This window comes from Paracoccus gahaiensis, from assembly GCF_005048225.1.
GTDB classification, from domain to species: Bacteria; Pseudomonadota; Alphaproteobacteria; order Rhodobacterales; family Rhodobacteraceae; genus Paracoccus; species Paracoccus gahaiensis.
In genome coordinates this window covers 376,056-395,210 of record NZ_SUNI01000001.1, presented here as the reverse complement: position 1 = coordinate 395,210, position 19,155 = coordinate 376,056, and the positions used below count along the sequence as shown (strand labels likewise).

Below are 19,155 nucleotides of genomic sequence, written 5' to 3'. Positions count from 1 at the left end.
CCGCCTGCGGCCTGATGCGCGGCCAAGGGGGGCCGCGCGATGATCGACAAGCTGGAAATGTTCCTGGCCGTCGCCAAGGAGGGCCATTTCGGCCGCGCCGCCGCGACCTTGGGGATCACCCAGCCCAGCCTGTCCGCCGGGATCAAGCAGCTGGAGGAAACCCTGGGCGTCCTGCTGATCTTTCGCGGCTCGCGCTATGGCGGGCTGACGCCCGAGGGGCAGTCGGCGCTGGTCTGGGCGCGGCGCATCGTGGGCGATGCGCGCCAGCTGAAGGACGAGATGCGTGCCACCCGCCACGGGCTGTCGGGGCGGCTGCGCATCGCGGTGGTGCCCACCGCGCTGACCTGGGCCGCGCGGCTGGCGGCGCGATACGGCGAGGCGCATCCCAATGTCGGCTTCACCATCCTGTCGCGCAGCTCGGTCCAGATCCTTCAGATGATCGAGGATCTTCAGGTGGATGCGGGCATTTCCTATCTGGACAACGAGCCTCTGGGCAAGGTCAGCGCCGTGCCTCTGTATGACGAAAGCTATGCGCTGGTGGCGCCGCGAGATCATCCGCTGGCGGGGCGGCATCCGGTGCCTTGGTCGGCGCTGGACGGGCAGCGGTTGTGCCTTCTGACCCCCGACATGCAGAACCGCCGCATCATCAACCGCCGCCTGACGGATGCCGGGGTCACCCCGATGGCGATGGTCGAATCGAATTCGACCGTGGTTCTGGTCTCGCAGGTGCTGGCGGGGGGATGGCTGACCATCCTGCCGCAGGACATCGCGGGCTTTCTGGCGCAGGGCAAGCCCTTGGCGCTGATGCCGATGGAGGGCGAGGGGCCGGGCCATGCGGTGGGCCTGATCGCCCCGTGGCGCGAGCCGCATACCCCGGTGCTGGAGGCCTTGCTGACCGAGGCGCGGCGCATGGTTCGATAGGCAATGACTATCGTTTGACGGATTTGCGATATTGATTTGACGCATGAATGGCGGTGTGATGGTGGACCGAACCTGAAAGGCCAGCCATGCAGTCGACCGCGCCAGCCCTGTTGCCCACCTCTCCCGCGCCCGAGGAGATCCGGGATGTCATCGCCCCCCTGACCGCGCTGGAGGGGCCATTGCTGCCGATGCTGCATGCCATCCAGGCGGTCTGGGGCCATGTCCCGCAGGCGGCCGTTCCGGTGTTGGCCGATGTGCTGAACCTGGGCCGGGCCGAGGTGCATGGGGTCATCAGCTTCTATCACGACTTCCGCGACCATCCGTCCGGGCGGCATGTGCTGAAGATCTGCCGGGCCGAGGCCTGCCAGTCGGTGGGCGGCACGGCCATGGCCGATGCGGTGCTGGCGCGTCTTGGCGTGGACTGGCACGGCACGACCGCCGATGGCGCGGTGACGGTGGAACCGGTCTATTGCCTGGGCCTCTGCGCCTGCGGGCCCGCCGCGATGATCGACGGGCGGGTGCTGGGCCGGGTCGATGCCGACCGGCTGGCCTCGGAACTGGAGGCCGCAGGATGAAGATCTGGGTTCCCCTGGACAGCGCCGCCAAGGCGCTTGGCGCGGATGCGGTGGCCGAGGCGATCGCGCGCGAGGCGGCCGCGCGCGGCATCGACGTGCAGATCATCCGCAACGGCTCGCATGGCATGGTCTGGCTGGAGCCGCTGGTCGAGGTCGATGCGGGCGAGGGGCGCGTGGGCTATGGCCCGGTCACGCCCGCCGACGTGCCAGCGCTGCTGGATGGTCGGTTGAATAGCCTCGGTCCGGTCGAGGATCTGGACTGGATGCGCCGCCAGACCCGCCTGACCTTCGCGCGCTGCGGGGTGATCGACCCGCTGGATCTGGACGATTACGCGGCCCATGGCGGATTGGTGGGCCTGCGCCGCGCCATCGGCATGGACAGCGCCGCCATCGTCGACGAAGTCACTGCCAGCGGCTTGCGCGGGCGCGGCGGCGCGGGCTTTCCGACCGGCATCAAGTGGAAGACCGTGGCCGGGGCGGTGGCGGATCAGAAATACATCGTCTGCAATGCCGACGAGGGCGACAGCGGCACCTTCGCCGACCGCATGATCATGGAGGGCGACCCCTTCACCCTGATCGAGGGGATGGCGATCGCGGGTCTGGGCGTCGGCGCCACGCGGGGCTATGTCTACATGCGCTCGGAATATCCGGTGGCGATCGACGTGCTGGAACGCGCCGTGGTGATCGCCCGCCAGCGCGGGATGCTGGGGGCGGACGTGCTGGGCTCTGGCCGGGCCTTCGACATGCAGGTCCGCGTGGGCGCGGGCGCCTATGTCTGCGGCGAGGAGACCAGCCTGCTGAACAGCCTGGAGGGCAAGCGCGGCACGGTGCGGGCGAAACCGCCGCTGCCCGCGCTGGAGGGGTTTCTGGGCAAGCCCACGGTGGTCAACAACGTGATCAGTCTGGCGACCATCCCGGTGATCTTCGAGAAGGGCGCGCAGCATTATGCCGATTTCGGGCTGGGCCGGTCGCGCGGCACGGTGACGCTGCAGATCGCCGGGAATGTCCGGCGTGGCGGGCTGTTCGAGACGGCCTTCGGCATGTCCCTGGGCGAAGTGGTGAACGATATCGGCGGCGGCACCCTGTCGGGGCGGCCCGTCAAGGCGGTGCAGGTGGGGGGGCCCCTGGGCGCCTATATGCCCGTGTCGAAGTTCGACACGGCCATGGGCTACGAGGATTTCGACGCGGCGGGCGGGCTGATCGGCCATGCGGGCCTCGTGGTCTTCGACGACAGCGCCGACATGCTGGCGATGGCGCGCTTTGCGATGGAGTTCTGCGCCATCGAATCCTGCGGCAAATGCACGCCCTGCCGGATCGGCGCGGTGCGCGGGGTCGAGACGATCGACCGCATCGCCGCCGGCGATCCCGGGGCCGCCGCCCTGCTGACCGATCTCTGCGAGACGATGAAGGACGGGTCGCTCTGCGCCCTGGGGGGCTTCACGCCCTATCCGGTCATGTCCGCGCTGACGCAATTTCCCGACGATTTCGCCACCCACAAGGAGGCAGCCGAATGAAAGATTTCATCATCCCCGTCTATGCGCCCGGCGACGAGCGCGACATGGGCACCCCCGCCCGGCAGGGCGCGCCGGTGGCGCTGGTCGTGGACGGCATCGAGGTCGTCGTGCCCGAGGGCACCTCGGTCCTGCGCGCGGCCTTCGAGGCCGGGATCGAGATCCCCAAGCTGTGCGCCAGCGACAACCTGGAGGCCTTCGGGTCCTGCCGCCTCTGCGTGGTCGAGATCGACGGGCGGCGCGGCACGCCCGCCAGCTGCACGACCCCGGTGGCCGAGGGCATGGTCGTCCGCACCCAGTCCGACAAGATCCGCAAGCTGCGGAAAGGCGTGATGGAGCTGTATATCAGCGACCACCCGCTGGATTGCCTGACCTGCGCGGCCAATGGCGATTGCGAGTTGCAGGATGCGGCGGGGCAGGTGGGCCTGCGCGACGTGCGCTATGCGCCCGGCGACAACCATTTCGACCCCTCGGGCACCGGCGCGCGGTCCCAGGCCGAGGCGCGCCTGCGCGGCGGGCAGGACAATCCGCAATACATCCCCAAGGACGACAGCAACCCCTATTTCACCTATGATCCCAGCAAGTGCATCGTCTGCTCGCGCTGCGTGCGGGCCTGCGACGAGGTGCAGGGCACCTTCGCTCTGACCATCGAGGGCCGGGGCTTCGACAGCCGCGTCAGCGCCGGGACCAGCGCGGATGACTTCTTCACCAGCGATTGCGTCAGCTGCGGCGCCTGCGTGCAGGCCTGCCCGACCGCGACCTTGCAGGAGAAATCGGTGGCCGAGCTGGGCACGCCCACGCGGTCGGTCATCACCACCTGCGCCTATTGCGGCGTCGGCTGCAGCTTCAAGGCCGAGATGAACGGCGACCGGCTGGTGCGCATGGTGCCGTGGAAGAACGGCAAGGCCAATCGCGGGCACAGCTGCGTCAAGGGCCGCTTCGCCTATGGCTATGCCGCGCATCAGGACCGCATCCTGTCGCCGATGATCCGCGACAGCATCGATGAGCCCTGGCGCGAGGTGGCGTGGGACGAGGCGCTGTCCTTCGCCGCCGCCCGGATGCGCGGCATCCAGGAGCGGCATGGCAAGCGCTCGGTCGGGGTCATCACCTCCAGCCGCTGCACCAACGAGGAGACCTATCTGGTCCAGAAGCTGACCCGCGCGGTCTTTGGCAACAACAACACCGACACCTGCGCCCGCGTCTGCCATTCGCCCACGGGCTATGGTCTGGGCAAGACCTTCGGAACCTCGGCCGGCACGCAGGATTTCGATTCGGTCGAACACACGGACGTGGTGCTGATCATCGGCGCCAACCCCACGGACGGGCACCCGGTCTTTGCCAGCCGGTTGAAGAAGCGCCTGCGCGCCGGGGCCAAGCTGATCGTCGTCGATCCGCGCCGCACCGACATCGTGCGCTCGGCCCATGTCGAGGCGCAATATCACCTGCCGCTGCGGCCCGGCACCAATGTGGCCGTGGTCAGCGCGCTGGCCCATGTGATCGTCACCGAGGGGCTGATGGACGAGGCCTATATCCGCGCGTGCTGCGATTGGGACGAGTTCCAGCATTACGCCGACTTCATCAGCAATCCCCGCCATGCCCCCGAGGCGATCGAATCCGTGACGGGCGTGCCCGCCGCCGATCTGCGTGCCGCGGCGCGGCTGTTCGCCACCGGCGGCAACGGCGCGATTTATTACGGGCTGGGCGTGACCGAGCATAGCCAGGGCTCGACCACGGTCATGGCGATCGCGAACCTGGCGATGCTGACCGGCAATATCGGGCGGCCCGGCGTGGGCGTGAACCCGCTGCGGGGCCAGAACAACGTGCAGGGCGCCTGCGACATGGGCTCGTTCCCGCACGAGCTGCCGGGATACCGCCATGTCAAGCTGCCCGATGTGCGTGCCATCTATGAGCGGGAATGGGGCGTCGAGATCGACCCCGAGCCGGGGCTGCGCATCCCCAACATGCTGGATGCGGCGGTCGAGGGGACGTTCAAGGGCCTCTATTGCCAGGGCGAGGACATCCTGCAATCGGATCCCGACACGCATCACGTGGCCGCCGGCCTGCGGGCGATGGACTGCGTGATCGTCCACGACCTGTTCCTGAACGAGACGGCGAACTATGCGCATGTCTTCCTGCCGGGCAGCAGCTTCCTGGAAAAGGACGGCACCTTCACCAATGCCGAGCGCCGCATCAACCGGGTGCGCAAGGTGATGGCGCCGCGCAATGGCTATGAGGATTGGGAGATCACCCAGATGCTGGCCAATGCCCTGCTGCAGGGCCAGGACGGCGCCAAATGGCACTACACCCATCCCAGCCAGATCATGGACGAGATCGCCTCGACCACGCCCAGCTTCACCGGCGTCAGCTATGAGCGGCTGGAGGAACTGGGCAGCGTGCAATGGCCCTGCGACGAGAATGCCCCCGCCGGCACGCCGATCATGCATGTGGACGGGTTCCGGTCCGGCAAGGGTCATTTCATGGTCACCGAATACGTGGCCACCGACGAACGTGCCGGGCCGCGCTTCCCGCTGCTGCTGACCACCGGGCGCATCCTGTCGCAATACAACGTGGGCGCGCAGACCCGGCGAACCGAGAACAGCGTCTGGCACGATCAGGACGTGCTGGAGATCCATCCCCATGATGCCGAGACGCGCGGCATCGCCGACGGGGACTGGGTGCGGCTGGCCAGCCGGGCGGGCGAGACGACGCTGATGGTCACGCTGACCGAACGGGTGGCGCCGGGGGTGGTCTATACGACCTTCCATCACCCGGCGACGCAGGCTAACGTGGTGACGACCGATTTCTCGGACTGGGCGACGAACTGCCCCGAATACAAGGTCACCGCCGTGCAGGTCAGCCCCTCGAACGGTCCCTCGGACTGGCAGGAGACCTACACTGCCCAGGCCGAACGGTCGCGGCGGATCCTGTCAGCTGCGGAGTGAACCACGTGACCCTGCCTGCCCCCGTCCATGCCGCGACCGCCACCCATGTCCGGGCCGGCCGTCGCGGCCACGTCACCCGCGCCCTGCCCGAGGAGCTGCCGGTGGCGATGGTCTATGGCGGATCGACCCAGGCCGTGATGATGGCCACGCCCTTGGATCTCGAGGACTTCGCGGTGGGGTTCTCGTTGACCGAGGGGATCGTGACCGATGCCGGCCAGATCGAGCGGCTGGAGGTGATGACCCATCCCAAGGGCGTCGAGGCGCAGATGTGGCTGGGCGAGGATCGCGCCGAGGCGCTGTCGGCGCGGCGTCGCTTCATGGCCGGGCCGGTGGGCTGCGGGCTGTGCGGCATCGACAGCCTGGACGAGGCGGTGCGGGCGCTGCCCGACCTGCATGGCACCGGGCCGGTGCTGGATGCGGCCCAGATCGCCGGGGCGACCGAGGATCTGCGCGGCTGGCAGCCGCTCCATGACCAGACCCGCGCCGTCCATGCGGCGGGCTTTCTGATGCCGGGTCGGGGGATCGTCTTGGCACGCGAGGATGTGGGTCGCCACAATGCGCTGGACAAGCTGATCGGCGCGATGGTCCGCCAGGGCCTGGATGCCGGGCAGGGGGCCTTCGTGCTGACCAGCCGCGTCTCGGTCGAGATGGTGCAGAAATGCGCCATCGCCGGGGGCGCGGTGCTGATCGCCGTGTCGGCCCCCACGGCCCATGCGCTGCGCCTGGCCGAGGGATCGGGCATCACGCTGGCGGCCTTTGCGCGCGGCGAGGGCTTCGATCTGTTTTCCCACCCTGAACGGCTGCGCGCCGAGGTGTCCGATGTCGCCTGAGAAGATGGTCATGATGGCCAACCAGATCGCCACTTTCTTCGACAGCCAGCCCGGCGATCCCGCCGAGAAGGTCGCCGATCATCTGCGCGACTATTGGGAGCCGCGGATGCGGGCCCAGCTGCTGGCCTTCCTCGACAGCGGCGGGGAGGGGCTGAAGCCCTCGGCGCTGGAGGCCGCCCGCCGCCTCTGAGGGATCATGCAACCCTTGCCGGGGGTTGCGGGTTGCATCCTCAGAGAGACCGAATAGGCCGGGGACAGGCAACCAATGCAGGACAGCACCGAGGGTTTCGACCTGGCTCAGGCACGGGTCTGTGTCGTCATGAATCGCGGCTCGGGCAAGAAAAAGCACCAGGAATTGCGGCAGATGCTGGAAGAGCGGCTGGCGCCGGCCTGCGGCAGCTACATCCTGCGCGAAAGCCGTAAAGGCCGTGACTTGCCGGCGCTGGCCCGGCAGGTGGCGGGCGAGGATTTCGATCTGGTCATCGCGGCGGGCGGCGACGGCACGCAATCGGCGGTGGCCGATGCGCTGACGGGCAGCGAGACCATCATGGGCGTGTTGCCGGGCGGCACCTTCAACTATTTCGCCCGGGATCTGGGGGTGGGCGAGATCGTCGAGGACGCGCTGGACACGATCCTGGATGCGCGGGTCGAAGCCGTCGATGTGGGCAATGTCAACGGTCTCATCTTTCTCAACAATCTCAGCTTCGGCGCCTATCCGCAGATCCTGAAGACCCGCGAGGGGATCTACAAGCGTTGGGGCCGGTCGCGGTTGGCGGCCTATTGGTCGGTGCTGGTGGCGCTGCGGCGGCTGCGCAATCCGATGCAGCTGGTGGCCCGGGTGGAGGGCGAATCCCGCCGCTATACCAGCGCCTTGGTCTTCGTCGCGCGCAGCGCCTATCAGCTGGACAGCTTCGGGCTGGAAGGTGCGGCCGAGATCCGGCGCGGCGAGTTCGCGGTGCTGATCGCCAAGGCGAAGCGACCGCTGCCGCTGATGCGCTCGGCCCTGCGGATGGCCGTGGGGCGCAGCGCCAAGGACGACGATTTCGACCTGATCCTGACCGACGAGCTGCAGATCGAGACGCCCAAGCGCCGCCAGCTTGTCGCCCATGATGGGGAAAAGACCACGCTGGACAGTCCCTTCCGCCTGCAGGTGCGCCATGAGGGCCTGCGCGTCCTGCTGCCGCGCGACGGCGTCAGCAAGACCGCCCGCGACGAGGCCTGACCCCGTGACGCGCATCCTGCATCTGACCGACCTGCATTTCGGTTTTCACCGCGAGGCGCTGGAGGCACCGCTGCTGGAGCGGATCGCCGCGCTGCAGCCCGATCTGGTGGCCGTGGGCGGCGATCTGACCCATCGCGGCTTGCCGGCGCAGCTGGCGCGGGCCCGGACCTTTCTGGACCGGATCGAGGCGCCGCTGATCTGCCTGCCCGGAAATCACGATGTTCCGCTGTGGAACCTGCTGGCGCGGACCTTCTGGCCCTTCCGGGCCTATCGCAAGGCCTTCGGCCCCTCGCTGACGCCACGCGCTCACGCGGGCGATGTGCGGGTGATGGCCATCAACAGCGCCGATCCCTATTCCTGGCAGCGCGGCAAGATCCGCGCCGGAGAGGTCGGCCGCGTCATCGCCCATGTCGATCCTCTGGGCACCAACATCGCCGTGCTGCACCATCCGCTGCAGCAGCTGCCCCGGGTGGACAAGGCCTTGGCGCGGCAGGCGACCCGGGCTCTGCGCCGGATGGAGGCGGCGGGGGTGAACATCGTGCTGTCGGGGCATCTGCACCGCTGGGCGGTGGACGACCTGCTGGCCACGGGGCACGCGCCCCGGGTGCTGCAGATCCAGACGGGCACCGCGCTCTGCGCCCGCATCACCGACATCCAGAACGAATTCGCGCTGCTGGAGATCGAGGGCACCGAGCTGCGCTTGGAACGCCACATGGCGCCGATGGGCGGCAAGGGCTTTGATGCGCCGCAGATTGCAGGCTATAGTCGCGCCTCGGGCGTGTGGCGGCGCGTTTAGCCGTTGAATTTTGCCCCGATCGCGGGTAAGGGAACCGCAGTCAAACGGGCGACATGGCCAGAACAGGCCGCTTTCCACCGGGTCGGGCACCATGCCGCGACCCTTTGGCGTTGCCCCAAAGGCACCATAAAGACCGGCGGAGCCAACCGTCAGGCCGGAAAACAGACACAAAGGAAACTGCATACGCATGTGCGCTAAAGCGACTATGGAGGAGTTCGAGGCCCTTCTGAATGAAAGCCTCGAAATTGACACCCCCGATGAGGGCAGCGTTGTCAAAGGCCGTGTGATCGCCATCGAGGCGGGCCAGGCCATCATCGACGTCGGCTACAAGATGGAAGGCCGCGTCGATCTGAAGGAATTCGCAAATCCGGGCGAAGAATCGACCATCAAGGTCGGTGACGAGGTCGAGGTCTATCTGGACCGCGTCGAGAACGCCCGTGGTGAAGCATCGATCAGCCGTGAGAAGGCCCGCCGCGAGGAAGCCTGGGATCGTCTGGAGCGCGCCTATGGCGACGAAGAGCGTGTCGAAGGCGCCATCTTCGGTCGCGTCAAGGGCGGCTTCACGGTCGATCTGGGCGGCGCTGTCGCGTTCCTGCCCGGTAGCCAGGTCGACGTGCGCCCCGTGCGCGATGCCGGCCCGCTGATGGGTCTGAAGCAGCCCTTCCAGATCCTGAAAATGGACCGTCGCCGCGGCAATATCGTCGTGTCGCGTCGCGCCATCCTGGAAGAGAGCCGCGCCGAGCAGCGCGCCGAAGTCATCGCCAACCTGACCGAAGGCCAGTCGATCGACGGCGTCGTGAAGAACATCACCGAATACGGTGCGTTCGTGGATTTGGGCGGCGTCGACGGCCTGCTGCATGTCACCGACATGGCCTGGCGCCGGGTCAACCACCCCTCCGAGATCCTGGCGATCGGCGAGACCGTCAAGGTTCAGGTCATCAAGATCAACAAGGACAGCCACCGCATCAGCCTGGGCATGAAGCAGCTTCAGGCCGATCCGTGGGATACGGTCGCGGACAAGTTCCCGATCGAATCGGTCCATCAGGGTCGCGTCACCAACATCACCGACTATGGCGCCTTCGTGGAGCTGGAAGCCGGTGTCGAGGGTCTGGTCCATGTCAGCGAAATGAGCTGGACCAAAAAGAACGTGCATCCGGGCAAGATCGTCTCGACCTCGCAGGAAGTCGAAGTGATGGTGTTGGAGATCGACGAGGCCAAGCGCCGCGTGTCGCTGGGTCTGAAGCAGACCATGCGCAACCCGTGGGAAGTCTTCGCCGAGACGCATCCGACCGGCACCGTCATCGAGGGCGAGGTCAAGAACATCACCGAATTCGGTCTGTTCGTGGGTCTGGACGGCGACATCGACGGCATGGTTCACCTGTCGGACATCTCTTGGGATGCCCGGGGCGAGGATGCGATCCAGGACTTCCGCAAGGGCGACACCGTCAAGGCGGTCGTGCAGGACGTGGATGTCGAGAAAGAGCGTATCAGCCTGTCGATCAAGTCGCTCGAGAACGAGCACATGGCCGAAGCCGTTGACGGTGTGAAGCGTGGCTCGATCGTGACCGCCGAGGTCACCGCGATCGAGGAAGGCGGGATCGAGGTCGAGTTCAACAGCGTGAAGTCGTTCATCCGCCGTTCGGATCTGGCCCGCGACCGTGCCGACCAGCGTCCCGAGCGCTTCACCGTCGGCGACAAGGTCGATGCCCGCGTGACCAACGTGGACACCAAGACCCGCCGTCTGGGCCTGTCCATCAAGGCCCGCGAGATCGCCGAGGAAAAAGAAGCGATCGACACCTATGGCAGCTCGGATTCGGGCGCGTCGCTGGGTGACATCCTGGGTGCGGCTCTGAACCGCAACGGCTGATCGGGTCCTCCCGTCCGGCTTGGCCCGCCCCGGTGCATCCGGGGCGGGCTTTTTCATGCCTGCGGCGCGGGCTGGGGCGGGGTCGCGCTTGCACGCCGCGCTCAAAGCTGGCAACGCTATGAAACCAGTGACTTCTGTCCGGCGTTACCGGTTCACAAGGACGGTGCCACGCTGTCCGCGCGCCACGGCGCTTTCCGTTCTCGTGGCAGGAAGACCCGTCCATTTGGGGGATAGCATGATCCGGTCAGAACTGATCCAGAAGATTTCCGATGAAAATCCCCACCTGTTCCGACGCGATGTCGAGCGGATCGTGAACACGGTCTTCGAGGAGGTCATCGACGCGATGGCGCGCGGTGACCGGGTGGAGTTGCGCGGCTTCGGCGCCTTCTCGGTCAAGAAGCGCGATTCGCGCACGGGGCGGAACCCGCGCACCGGCGAGTCGGTCGAGGTCGATGAAAAGCATGTGCCGTTCTTCAAGACCGGCAAGCTGCTGCGCGACCGCTTGAACGGCGATGCCTGAGCGGCGTAGAACAGGGTGGCCGCTGCGCCATCCGCAACTCGAGGAATTCTCATGCGCTTCATCCGTCTGATCTTTGTCGCGCTGCTGGCGCTTGTGCTGGTCGGCGTGGCCTTGGCCAACCGCGAGATCGTGACCCTGTCGGCCTTTCCGGCGAATTTCGGCCAGTATCTGGGCGGTACCTGGACGATCGCGCTGCCGCTGTTCCTGGTGATCTTCGTGGCCTTCGCCCTGGGAATGTTGGCAGGGCTAGTCTGGGAGTGGATGCGCGAGGCGCATTTCCGGCGCGAGGCCAAGCTGCGCAGCGCCGAGGTCACCCGGCTGGAGGGCGAGGTCGGTCATCTGCGCGACCGCCATGCCGCGCCGCGCGACGAGGTGCTGGCGATCCTGGACGAGCCCGCCAACAAGCCGCGGCCCGGTGTCAACCGCTCCAGCCTGCCCGTGGCGCGCTGAGGCGTGGCCGAGGTCAAGATCTGCGGGCTGCGCGAGCCTGCCCATGTGACGGCCGCTGTCGCGGCCGGAGCGCGTTATCTGGGCTTCGTGTTCTTTCCGAAGTCTCCGCGTGCAGTGAGTGGTTCCGAGGCGGCCGCGCTGACGACCGATCTGCCGGTGGGGGTGGCCAAGGTGGGGTTGTTCGTGGATCCCTCGGATGCGTTGCTGACCAAGGTGTTGGATGCGGTGGCGCTGGATATCGTGCAGCTGCACGGCCATGAAAGCCCCGCGCGGGTGGCCGAGGTCAAGGCGCTGACCGGTCTGCCGGTGATGAAGGCGGTGGGGATCTCGGGGCCCGAGGATCTGGTCCTGCTGACCGAATATGGCGTGGCGGCCGATCTGCTGCTGGTGGATGCGAAGCCGCCGAAGGGGGCCGATCTGCCGGGAGGCAACGGGCTGGCCTTCGACTGGCGGCTGCTGGTCGGGCGGCGCTGGCTTCGGCCCTGGATGCTGGCCGGGGGCCTGACGGCGGACAATGTGGCCGAGGCCGTGCGGTTGACGGGCGCACCGGCGGTGGATGTCAGCTCGGGCGTGGAATCGGCGCCTGGGGTCAAGGATTCGGCGCGGATCGGGGCCTTCTGCAGGGCGGCGCGGGGGTGAGTCGCACCCCGTGTTGCGCGGCGCGCGCAGGGAGTGTTGCATGGATCAAGGCGTTGTCTTCACAGTGTTTTCCTGCGCTGTTCTGCAACTCTGGGTTTATGGATTGACTTTGCGAACGCTCTGACGTAGAACTTGGACATGCTGGAAGAGATGGGCAAGCGGCCGGGGGAAACCCTTGGTCGCTTTTTCGTTTCTGGGCTCGTGCGGACAGGACACGAGGCGGGGCAGAGTGCATGAACGATATGGAAATGGGCAAGGTCGGGACAACCGAAGGACCTTTCGTGGCCGGGACTCAGCCTGCGAAGGCGGCGTTCCGCATCCCCGAGATTGCCGAGGGCGAGGACGAGATCGACGTCCTGCGCTGGCTATTCTGGGATTACGTCAGGGATCTGCGGGGCCATCAGGCCGAGCTCGAGGCGCTGACATCGGGGGAACTTGACCCCTCCAAGCTGAAAAAGGCCATCGAGACGGCGAAGACGGTCCGCGAGGCCGTGCAGCTGCTGATGGCGGAAAGGATCAAGGTTGACAAACTTCGCAAGGATATCGCGGGCGGGGTCGGAGGAGGCAGCCTCGACCTTGACGCCGCACGAGACGAGATCGGGCGCCGCCTGGCTTGCCTGCGCCGAGCCTCGGGAGGTTGAGGACTTTCTGGGCGGGCTGTCCGAGAACGCGCTGACCAGCCTGCCCTGGCTGTTCGAGTTCTGGGCCCTGCCGCATCAGCTGCCGCCCGAGGGGGACTGGAAGTCCTGGGTGATCATGGGCGGGCGCGGGGCGGGCAAGACCCGCGCCGGGTCCGAATGGGTGCGCCGCATGGTCGAGGGGCCGACCCCCGACGCGCCGGGGCGGTGCCATCGGGTGGCGCTGGTGGGCGAGACTTTCGATCAGGTGCGCGAGGTGATGGTGTTCGGCGAAAGCGGCATCCTGGCCTGTTCGCCCCCCGACCGGCGCCCGGATTGGGAGGCGGGGCGCAAGCGGCTGGTCTGGGCCAATGGCGCGACCGCCACGGTCTATTCGGCGCATGAGCCCGAGGCGTTGCGCGGCCCCCAGTTCGATGCGGCCTGGGTGGACGAGCTGGCCAAGTGGAAGAAGGCCGAGGATGTCTGGGACATGCTGCAATTCGCGTTGCGCTTGGGCGAGCATCCCCAGCAGGTGGTGACGACCACGCCGCGCAATGTGGGCGTGCTGAAGCGCATCCTGGGCAATGCCAGCACGGTGGTGACCCATGCGCCCACCGATGCCAACCGCGCCTATCTGGCCGAGAGCTTTCTGGCCGAGGTCGAGAGCCGCTATGGGGGCACCCGGATGGGGCGGCAGGAGCTGGAGGGCGTGCTGCTGGACGATGTGGAGGGTGCGCTGTGGACCACGGCGATGCTGGAGGCCGCGCGCGTCGACGCGGTGCCGAAGCTGGACCGGATCGTGGTGGCGGTCGATCCTTCGGTGACGGGTAGCCGGGCCAGCGACGAATGCGGGATCGTGGTTGCGGGCGTCGTCGCGCAGGGTGAGCCTGCAGACTGGCGGGCCTATGTGCTGGAGGATGCCAGCGTGCGGGGCGGTCCGGTGGATTGGGCGCGCGCCGCGATCGCCGGCATGGACCGGCACGGGGCCGAGAAGCTGGTGGCCGAGGTGAACCAGGGCGGCGATCTGGTCGAGAGCGTGGTGCGCCAGATCGACGCCCTGGTGCCCTTCAAGGCGCTGCGGGCGTCGCGCGGCAAGGGCCTGCGGGCCGAGCCGGTGGCGGCGCTCTACGAGCAGGGGCGCGTGAAGCATCTGCGCGGCGCCCTGGGCGCGCTGGAGGACCAGATGTGCCAGATGACTGTGCGCGGCTTCGAGGGGCGCGGCAGCCCGGACCGGCTGGATGCGCTGGTCTGGGCGATCCACGAGCTGATGATCGAGCCCGCGACGGGCTGGCGGCGACCGCAGATGCGGCGCCTGTGAGCAGCCGGGGGGCAGTCTGCCCCCCGGACCCCCCTGAGGATATTTGGGCCAAGATGAAGGTGCCGTCCCTTTGGGGCGGCCCTTTCGCATGGCGCTGAGATGGAGGCGAGCATGGTGTTTCGATTGTTTTCGCGGGAGGCGGCCGGGGCGCCGGAGCGGGCCGTGCCCGAGAGGAAGGCCAGCGCCGTGGGCCGCGTGGTGGCCTTTGCCAGCGGCCTGGGGCGCGGCGGGGCCGTCTGGTCGGCGCGCGACACGGGCAGTCTGACGCGCGGCGGCTTCGTGGGCAATCCGGTGGGCTTTCGCTGCGTGAAGCTGATCGCCGAGGCGGCGGCTGCCGTGCCTCTGGTCTGCGCGGACCGGGTCAGCCGCTATGAGGTACATCCGGTGCTGGACCTGCTGCGCCGGCCCAATCCGGGGCAGGGCCGGGCCGAGCTGTTCGAGGCGCTGTTCGGGCAGATCCTGCTGTCGGGCAACGGCTATCTTGAAGCGGTGGGGGCCGGGGCCTCGGGCCTGCCGGAGGAGCTGCATGTGCTGCGCTCGGACCGGATGAGCGTGGTGCCGGGGACGGATGGCTGGCCGGTGGGCTACGAGTATGCTGTCGGGGGGCGCAAGCATCGCTTCGACATGACGGGCAGCCCCGATCCGGTCTGCCATGTGAAGGCCTTCCATCCGCAGGACGACCATTACGGGTTGTCGCCCATGCAGGCGGCCGCCGTGGCGCTGGATGTGCATAACAGCGCCAGTGCCTGGTCCAAGGCGCTTCTGGACAATGCGGCGCGTCCCTCTGGCGCGATCGTCTACAAGGGGGTGGACGGGCAGGGGGTGCTGAGCCCCGAGCAATATGACCGGCTGGTGGGCGAGATCGAGATGAACCATCAGGGCGCGCGCAATGCGGGGCGTCCGATGCTGCTGGAGGGGGGGCTGGACTGGCGCCCCATGGGGTTCAGCCCCGCCGACATGGAGTTCCACGAGACCAAGCTGTCGGCGGCGCGCGAGATCGCCCTGGCCTTCGGGGTGCCGCCCATGCTGATGGGCATCCCCGGCGATGCGACCTATGCCAATTACGCCGAGGCGCACCGGGCCTTCTATCGGCTGACGGTGCTGCCTCTGGTGGCGCGGGTCACGGCCTCGGTCGCGTGGTGGCTGTCCGAGCATCTGGGGGCGGAGGTGGAACTGCGGCCCGATCCGGACCAGATCCCGGCCTTGGCCGAGGAGCGCAACCAGCAATGGGCGCGGATCAGCGCGGCGGCGTTCCTGACCGATGCCGAGAAGCGCGCCCTGCTGGGTCTGCCGCCCCTGGAGGGGGCGTGAGGCATGGAGGGGTCGCGTTTCGTCAAGGACGGGCCGTGGCACGATCCGCGCCTGGAGGCGCAGGAGCGCATCACCGCGCTGCAATTCGGTCAGGTCGAGCGTCGGCTGGAGCGGATCGAGGCGATGATCGAGGGGCTGGAGCGGCGCTTGTGGATGACCGTCTACGGGGTCGTGGCGGTGATCCTGACGCAGGCCGTGCAGGGAATTCTGGACTATGCGCCGAAGGGGGGCTGAGGGATGATCGCAGGACTTGAGGTGAAATTCGCGGGCGGGGCGCCGGTGCTGACCGGCGACCGGGTGATCGAGGGCTATGCCAGCCGCTTCGGGCTGACCGACCAGGGGGGCGATGCGGTCCTGCCCGGGGCCTTCGCCGCGTCGCTGGCGCGGTTGGCGGCCAAGGGCTGCAAGGTGCGGATGCTGTGGCAGCACGATCCCACCCGGCCCATCGGAGTCTGGGACGAGGTCCGCGAGGACGCGACCGGCCTGTGGGTCAAGGGGCGCCTTCTGCCCGAGGTGGCGCAGGCCCGCGAGGCTGCGGCGCTGATCGAGGCGGGGGCCATCGACGGGCTGTCCATCGGCTATCGCACGATCCGGGCCGAGCGGGATGCCAAGGGCCGCCGGGCGCTGGCCGAGGTCGAACTGTGGGAGGTGTCGCTGGTGACCTTTCCGATGCTGCCCGAGGCCAAGGTCGGGCGCAAGGAGACCGAGGATCTGCGCGAGATGGCGGCCCTGTTCGCGCAGGCCGCCCGGGCTCTGCGGGGCGCATGAGGTTTCGGGCCGGGCGGGCTTTGCCGCGCGGCCCCTTCACGGGTTCGGACCCGCCGTGCCCCAAGGGGCAGAGGCGGTCCGGCAACAGGGGCGCGGCCCCGTTCATCGCGATGAGGAGACGACCATGACCGAGGTGAAGGCCGCGGCCGGCGGCGACATGCCTGCCGACCTGAAGGGGGCCATGATGGGGTTCGTGAGCGAACTCAAGGGCTTTCGAGACGATATCCAGACCAAGCTCAATGCACAGGAAGAGCGCATGACCATGATCGACCGCAAGACCGCCCTTCGGGGCCGCGCCCCTCTGTCCGCCACCGCCGAGGTGGGCGTCCCGCATCAGAAGGCCTTCGACGCCTATCTGCGCAGCGGCGACGATGACGGCCTTCGCGGGCTGGTCCTGGAGGAGAAGGCCATGACTGTCGCCAGCGACGGCGGCTTCCTGGCGGCGCCCCGGGTGGCGGAGGCGGTGCAGAACGTGCTGCATTCCGGCGCCTCGCTGCGCCGCCTGGCCAATGTGGTGACCATCGAGAGCGCCGTCTATGAGGTGCTGGTCGAGAAGGGCGAGATGGGCGCCGGCTGGGCCACCGAGGCCGCCGCGACCGAAAGCGCCAACGCGGGCATCGAGCGCATCAGCATCCCCGTCCACGAGCTGTCGGCCATGCCCAAGGCCAGCCAGCGCCTGCTGGACGACGCCGCCTTCGACGTGGAGAGCTGGCTGGCCGAGCGGATCGCCGACAAGTTCGCGCGCTCCGAGGCCGAGGCCTTCATCAAGGGCGACGGCGTGGCCAAGCCGCGCGGCATCCTGTCCTATCCGACCGCGCTGAACACGGCCGCCACGGCCAGCCAGATCGGCTTCGTCCTTGCCGGGGGCCTGGGCGAGTTCCCGGCCGCCGCGCCGGCCGATTGCCTGATCGACCTGGTCTATGCGCTGGGGGCGGAATACCGGACCAATGCCAGCTTCGTGATGAACTCGAAGACGGCGGCGCGGGTGCGCAAGATGAAGGACGCCGATGGCCGCTTCCTGTGGACCGATGCGCTGAGCGCGGGGCAGGTGCCGCAGCTGTTGGGCTATGGCGTGCTGATCAGCGAGGACATGCCCGATGTCTCGAACAACGCACTGGCGATCGCCTTCGGGGATTTCCGCGCCGCCTATACCATCGTCGAACGTCCCGACCTGCGGGTGCTGCGCGATCCCTTCAGCGCCAAGCCGCATGTCCTGTTCTACGCCACCAAGCGGGTCGGCGGCGGCGTCACGGATTTCCGGGCGGTCAAGCTGCTGAAGTTCTCCTGATCCCTTCGGGGATCGGGTGAGGGGAAGGGGACGCGTCAGCTGCCGGTCGTTCCGGTCTAGCAACTGTCCGCGCGCGCTGATGGCCGGCGTGGGAGCGCGTTCCCTTCCTTTCTCAAGGCGCGGGAAGGCAGGCCGGCCCCCGGGGCGCGGGGGCCGGCCCCGGTAGACATGCGGACGGATGGCACGGGAGGTTCGCGAGATGATGCTGATAGAGGAAACGGCGCCTGCGGCGGAGGCGCTGCCGGTGGCCGCCCTGCGCGGGCATTTGCGGCTGGCCCAGGGCTTCGAGGGGCCGGAGGACGCTGCCGAGACCGCCGCGCTGGCGGGCTTTCTGCGCGCGGCGATCGCCGCGATCGAGGGGCGCACGGGCAAGGTGCTGCTGAAGCGGCGCTTTCGCATGCAGCTGGACGACTGGCGCGACCGGCTGGGACAGGCCCTGCCGCTGGCGCCGGTCCATGCGGTCGAGCGGATCGAGATCGACGACGGCGCGGGCACCGTGACCGTGCTGCCCCCCGAGGGCTGGCGGCTGGTGCCCGATCTGCAGCGCCCGGTCATCCTGCCCACGGGCGTGGTCCTGCCCCATGTGCCGCGCCGGGGATCGGTGACGGTGACCTTCCTGGCAGGCTTTGGCGACGACTGGGGCGAGGTGCCGCCCGATCTGGCGCAGGCGGTCATCCTGCTGGCGGCGCGCTATTACGACGACCGCAGCCGGGACGAGCGCCATCACGCGCTGCCTTTCGGGGTCAGCTCGCTGATCGAGCGCTGGCGCGCGGTGCGCACCCTGGCCGGGCGCGGCACCCGGGAGTGGCGCTGATGGCCCTGCCGGATCTGACCACGCGGCTGGGGCTGGAGACCTCGGAGCGCATCGCCGACGGGCTGGGCGGGCACGCCACCGTCTGGCGGCATCTGGGCTGGCTCTGGGCGCGGATGGACGCCCGTTCGGGGCGCGAGCGGGGCACCGGGGCGGGCCTGATCAGCGTCGTGCAATGGCGCATCACCCTGCGGGCCGCCCCGGTGGGCGATCCGCGCCGGCCGCGCCCGGGCCAGCGGTTCCGCCTTGGCCCCCGGCTGTTCCTGATCGAGGCGGTCGCGGAACAGGACGGATCGGGGCGGTTCCTGGACTGCTTTTCGCGCGAGGAGGACCTGACATGAGCTATGGGGCGGGGGTCGCCTTGCAGGCGGCCGTCTATCAGCATCTGCGCGCCGATGCCGCGCTGGCGGATCTGGTCGGCGACGCGATCTATGACGCGATGCCGGTCGAGGCGCCGAGCGGGGTCTTCGTGTCCCTGGGCCCCGAGGAGGCGCGCGATGCCAGCGACGCCACGGCCCGCGGGTCGCGGCATGATTTCGTGATCTCGGTCATGGCGGGCAGCGACAGCGGCGCGGGCTTCGGCGCGGTCAAGGCGGCGGCGGTGGCCGTGGCCGACGCGCTGGAGGCGGGCGGGCTGGTCCTGTCGCGGGGCCGGCTGGCCGGGATGTGGTTCCTGCGTGCCTCGGCACGCCGGGTGAAAAGCGGTGCGGCGCGGCAGGTCGACCTGACCTTTCGCGCGCGCATCGATCTGACGTGAGAGGACAGGACA

The 19,155-nt window shown here is 68.5% G+C and carries 21 protein-coding genes; all 21 read left to right on the top strand.

From position 1 onward, the window contains the following. The first annotated feature begins 39 nt into the window (after window positions 1-39). The 21 genes from FA743_RS01960 (at window position 40) to FA743_RS01860 (ending at window position 19,143) form a co-directional block, all read left to right on the top strand. On the top strand, window positions 40-921 hold the full coding sequence (locus tag FA743_RS01960) for a LysR family transcriptional regulator (protein WP_136884185.1): 882 nt from the start codon (window positions 40-42) through the stop codon (window positions 919-921). A gap of 86 nt (window positions 922-1,007) precedes the next feature. Next, window positions 1,008-1,496, top strand: a complete 489-nt coding sequence (locus FA743_RS01955) for a formate dehydrogenase subunit gamma (protein ID WP_136884184.1) — start codon at window positions 1,008-1,010, stop codon at window positions 1,494-1,496. Next, window positions 1,493-3,010, top strand: coding sequence for a formate dehydrogenase beta subunit (locus FA743_RS01950; protein WP_136884183.1), 1,518 nt, complete (start codon window positions 1,493-1,495; stop codon window positions 3,008-3,010). The genes FA743_RS01955 and FA743_RS01950 overlap by 4 nt, the downstream gene beginning before the upstream one ends. After that, the gene (fdhF, locus tag FA743_RS01945; RefSeq protein ID WP_136884182.1) at window positions 3,007-5,949 is read left to right on the top strand and encodes a formate dehydrogenase subunit alpha; all 2,943 of its coding nucleotides are present in this window, start codon (window positions 3,007-3,009) and stop codon (window positions 5,947-5,949) included. The genes FA743_RS01950 and fdhF overlap by 4 nt, the downstream gene beginning before the upstream one ends. 11 nt (window positions 5,950-5,960) lie before the next feature. Next, entirely contained in the window at window positions 5,961-6,779 is an 819-nt protein-coding gene (gene fdhD, locus FA743_RS01940; RefSeq protein ID WP_136884410.1) for a formate dehydrogenase accessory sulfurtransferase FdhD, read from the top strand. Beyond that, complete coding sequence (locus FA743_RS01935) at window positions 6,769-6,969, top strand: formate dehydrogenase subunit delta (protein ID WP_136884181.1); 201 nt, start codon at window positions 6,769-6,771, stop codon at window positions 6,967-6,969. The genes fdhD and FA743_RS01935 overlap by 11 nt, the downstream gene beginning before the upstream one ends. 75 nt (window positions 6,970-7,044) lie before the next feature. After that, window positions 7,045-8,001 (top strand): diacylglycerol/lipid kinase family protein, encoded by a 957-nt coding sequence (locus tag FA743_RS01930; protein ID WP_136884180.1) that lies wholly within the window; start codon window positions 7,045-7,047, stop codon window positions 7,999-8,001. Between the two features lie 4 nt (window positions 8,002-8,005). Continuing rightward, a complete protein-coding gene (locus tag FA743_RS01925) occupies window positions 8,006-8,797 on the top strand; it encodes a metallophosphoesterase family protein (protein ID WP_136884179.1) in 792 nt (263 codons plus the stop codon). Between the two features lie 187 nt (window positions 8,798-8,984). Next, on the top strand, window positions 8,985-10,664 hold the full coding sequence (gene rpsA, locus FA743_RS01920) for a 30S ribosomal protein S1 (RefSeq protein WP_136884178.1): 1,680 nt from the start codon (window positions 8,985-8,987) through the stop codon (window positions 10,662-10,664). A gap of 235 nt (window positions 10,665-10,899) precedes the next feature. Then, window positions 10,900-11,184 (top strand): integration host factor subunit beta, encoded by a 285-nt coding sequence (gene ihfB, locus FA743_RS01915; protein ID WP_135312684.1) that lies wholly within the window; start codon window positions 10,900-10,902, stop codon window positions 11,182-11,184. Window positions 11,185-11,235: 51 nt separating this feature from the next. Then, window positions 11,236-11,634: a lipopolysaccharide assembly protein LapA domain-containing protein gene (locus FA743_RS01910; RefSeq protein WP_136884177.1), complete on the top strand. Its 399-nt coding sequence runs from the start codon at window positions 11,236-11,238 to the stop codon at window positions 11,632-11,634. Window positions 11,635-11,637: 3 nt separating this feature from the next. Continuing rightward, window positions 11,638-12,273: a phosphoribosylanthranilate isomerase gene (locus tag FA743_RS01905; RefSeq protein ID WP_136884176.1), complete on the top strand. Its 636-nt coding sequence runs from the start codon at window positions 11,638-11,640 to the stop codon at window positions 12,271-12,273. Window positions 12,274-12,506: 233 nt separating this feature from the next. Continuing rightward, window positions 12,507-12,914, top strand: coding sequence for a permease (locus FA743_RS01900; RefSeq protein ID WP_136884175.1), 408 nt, complete (start codon window positions 12,507-12,509; stop codon window positions 12,912-12,914). Next, the gene (locus tag FA743_RS01895) at window positions 12,850-14,208 is read left to right on the top strand and encodes a DNA-packaging protein (protein ID WP_169308737.1); all 1,359 of its coding nucleotides are present in this window, start codon (window positions 12,850-12,852) and stop codon (window positions 14,206-14,208) included. Before FA743_RS01900 ends, FA743_RS01895 begins: the two co-directional genes overlap by 65 nt. A 111-nt stretch (window positions 14,209-14,319) precedes the next feature. Continuing rightward, window positions 14,320-15,519 (top strand): phage portal protein, encoded by a 1,200-nt coding sequence (locus FA743_RS01890; RefSeq protein ID WP_136884174.1) that lies wholly within the window; start codon window positions 14,320-14,322, stop codon window positions 15,517-15,519. A gap of 3 nt (window positions 15,520-15,522) precedes the next feature. Next, the gene (locus FA743_RS01885; protein WP_136884173.1) at window positions 15,523-15,753 is read left to right on the top strand and encodes a GTA head formation protein, RCAP_rcc01685 family; all 231 of its coding nucleotides are present in this window, start codon (window positions 15,523-15,525) and stop codon (window positions 15,751-15,753) included. Between the two features lie 3 nt (window positions 15,754-15,756). Then, the gene (locus FA743_RS01880; protein ID WP_136884172.1) at window positions 15,757-16,287 is read left to right on the top strand and encodes an HK97 family phage prohead protease; all 531 of its coding nucleotides are present in this window, start codon (window positions 15,757-15,759) and stop codon (window positions 16,285-16,287) included. Window positions 16,288-16,411: 124 nt separating this feature from the next. Beyond that, on the top strand, window positions 16,412-17,575 hold the full coding sequence (locus FA743_RS01875; protein ID WP_136884171.1) for a phage major capsid protein: 1,164 nt from the start codon (window positions 16,412-16,414) through the stop codon (window positions 17,573-17,575). A gap of 199 nt (window positions 17,576-17,774) precedes the next feature. Continuing rightward, window positions 17,775-18,389 carry a head-tail connector protein gene (locus tag FA743_RS01870; RefSeq protein WP_136884170.1) on the top strand — a complete coding sequence of 205 codons (615 nt, stop codon included), beginning with the start codon at window positions 17,775-17,777 and terminating at the stop codon, window positions 18,387-18,389. After that, the gene (locus tag FA743_RS01865; protein ID WP_136884169.1) at window positions 18,389-18,727 is read left to right on the top strand and encodes a head-tail adaptor protein; all 339 of its coding nucleotides are present in this window, start codon (window positions 18,389-18,391) and stop codon (window positions 18,725-18,727) included. The genes FA743_RS01870 and FA743_RS01865 overlap by 1 nt, the downstream gene beginning before the upstream one ends. After that, window positions 18,724-19,143, top strand: a complete 420-nt coding sequence (locus tag FA743_RS01860) for a DUF3168 domain-containing protein (protein ID WP_135817069.1) — start codon at window positions 18,724-18,726, stop codon at window positions 19,141-19,143. Before FA743_RS01865 ends, FA743_RS01860 begins: the two co-directional genes overlap by 4 nt. Window positions 19,144-19,155 lie beyond the last annotated feature (12 nt).

What these genes read in the sequence shown, in the direction of transcription:
- FA743_RS01875 (WP_136884171.1), top strand. Translation starts at nt 16,412, where the DNA reads ATGACCGAGGTGAAGGCCGCGGCCGGCGGCGACATGCCTGCCGACCTG.
- fdhF (WP_136884182.1), top strand. Translation starts at nt 3,007, where the DNA reads ATGAAAGATTTCATCATCCCCGTCTATGCGCCCGGCGACGAGCGCGAC.
- FA743_RS01865 (WP_136884169.1), top strand. Translation starts at nt 18,389, where the DNA reads ATGGCCCTGCCGGATCTGACCACGCGGCTGGGGCTGGAGACCTCGGAG.
- rpsA (WP_136884178.1), top strand. Translation starts at nt 8,985, where the DNA reads ATGTGCGCTAAAGCGACTATGGAGGAGTTCGAGGCCCTTCTGAATGAA.
- FA743_RS01930 (WP_136884180.1), top strand. Translation starts at nt 7,045, where the DNA reads ATGCAGGACAGCACCGAGGGTTTCGACCTGGCTCAGGCACGGGTCTGT.
- FA743_RS01935 (WP_136884181.1), top strand. Translation starts at nt 6,769, where the DNA reads ATGTCGCCTGAGAAGATGGTCATGATGGCCAACCAGATCGCCACTTTC.
- FA743_RS01890 (WP_136884174.1), top strand. Translation starts at nt 14,320, where the DNA reads ATGGTGTTTCGATTGTTTTCGCGGGAGGCGGCCGGGGCGCCGGAGCGG.
- ihfB (WP_135312684.1), top strand. Translation starts at nt 10,900, where the DNA reads ATGATCCGGTCAGAACTGATCCAGAAGATTTCCGATGAAAATCCCCAC.
- FA743_RS01900 (WP_136884175.1), top strand. Translation starts at nt 12,507, where the DNA reads ATGAACGATATGGAAATGGGCAAGGTCGGGACAACCGAAGGACCTTTC.
- FA743_RS01885 (WP_136884173.1), top strand. Translation starts at nt 15,523, where the DNA reads ATGGAGGGGTCGCGTTTCGTCAAGGACGGGCCGTGGCACGATCCGCGC.
- FA743_RS01880 (WP_136884172.1), top strand. Translation starts at nt 15,757, where the DNA reads ATGATCGCAGGACTTGAGGTGAAATTCGCGGGCGGGGCGCCGGTGCTG.
- FA743_RS01870 (WP_136884170.1), top strand. Translation starts at nt 17,775, where the DNA reads ATGATGCTGATAGAGGAAACGGCGCCTGCGGCGGAGGCGCTGCCGGTG.
- FA743_RS01955 (WP_136884184.1), top strand. Translation starts at nt 1,008, where the DNA reads ATGCAGTCGACCGCGCCAGCCCTGTTGCCCACCTCTCCCGCGCCCGAG.
- FA743_RS01960 (WP_136884185.1), top strand. Translation starts at nt 40, where the DNA reads ATGATCGACAAGCTGGAAATGTTCCTGGCCGTCGCCAAGGAGGGCCAT.
- FA743_RS01860 (WP_135817069.1), top strand. Translation starts at nt 18,724, where the DNA reads ATGAGCTATGGGGCGGGGGTCGCCTTGCAGGCGGCCGTCTATCAGCAT.
- FA743_RS01910 (WP_136884177.1), top strand. Translation starts at nt 11,236, where the DNA reads ATGCGCTTCATCCGTCTGATCTTTGTCGCGCTGCTGGCGCTTGTGCTG.
- FA743_RS01950 (WP_136884183.1), top strand. Translation starts at nt 1,493, where the DNA reads ATGAAGATCTGGGTTCCCCTGGACAGCGCCGCCAAGGCGCTTGGCGCG.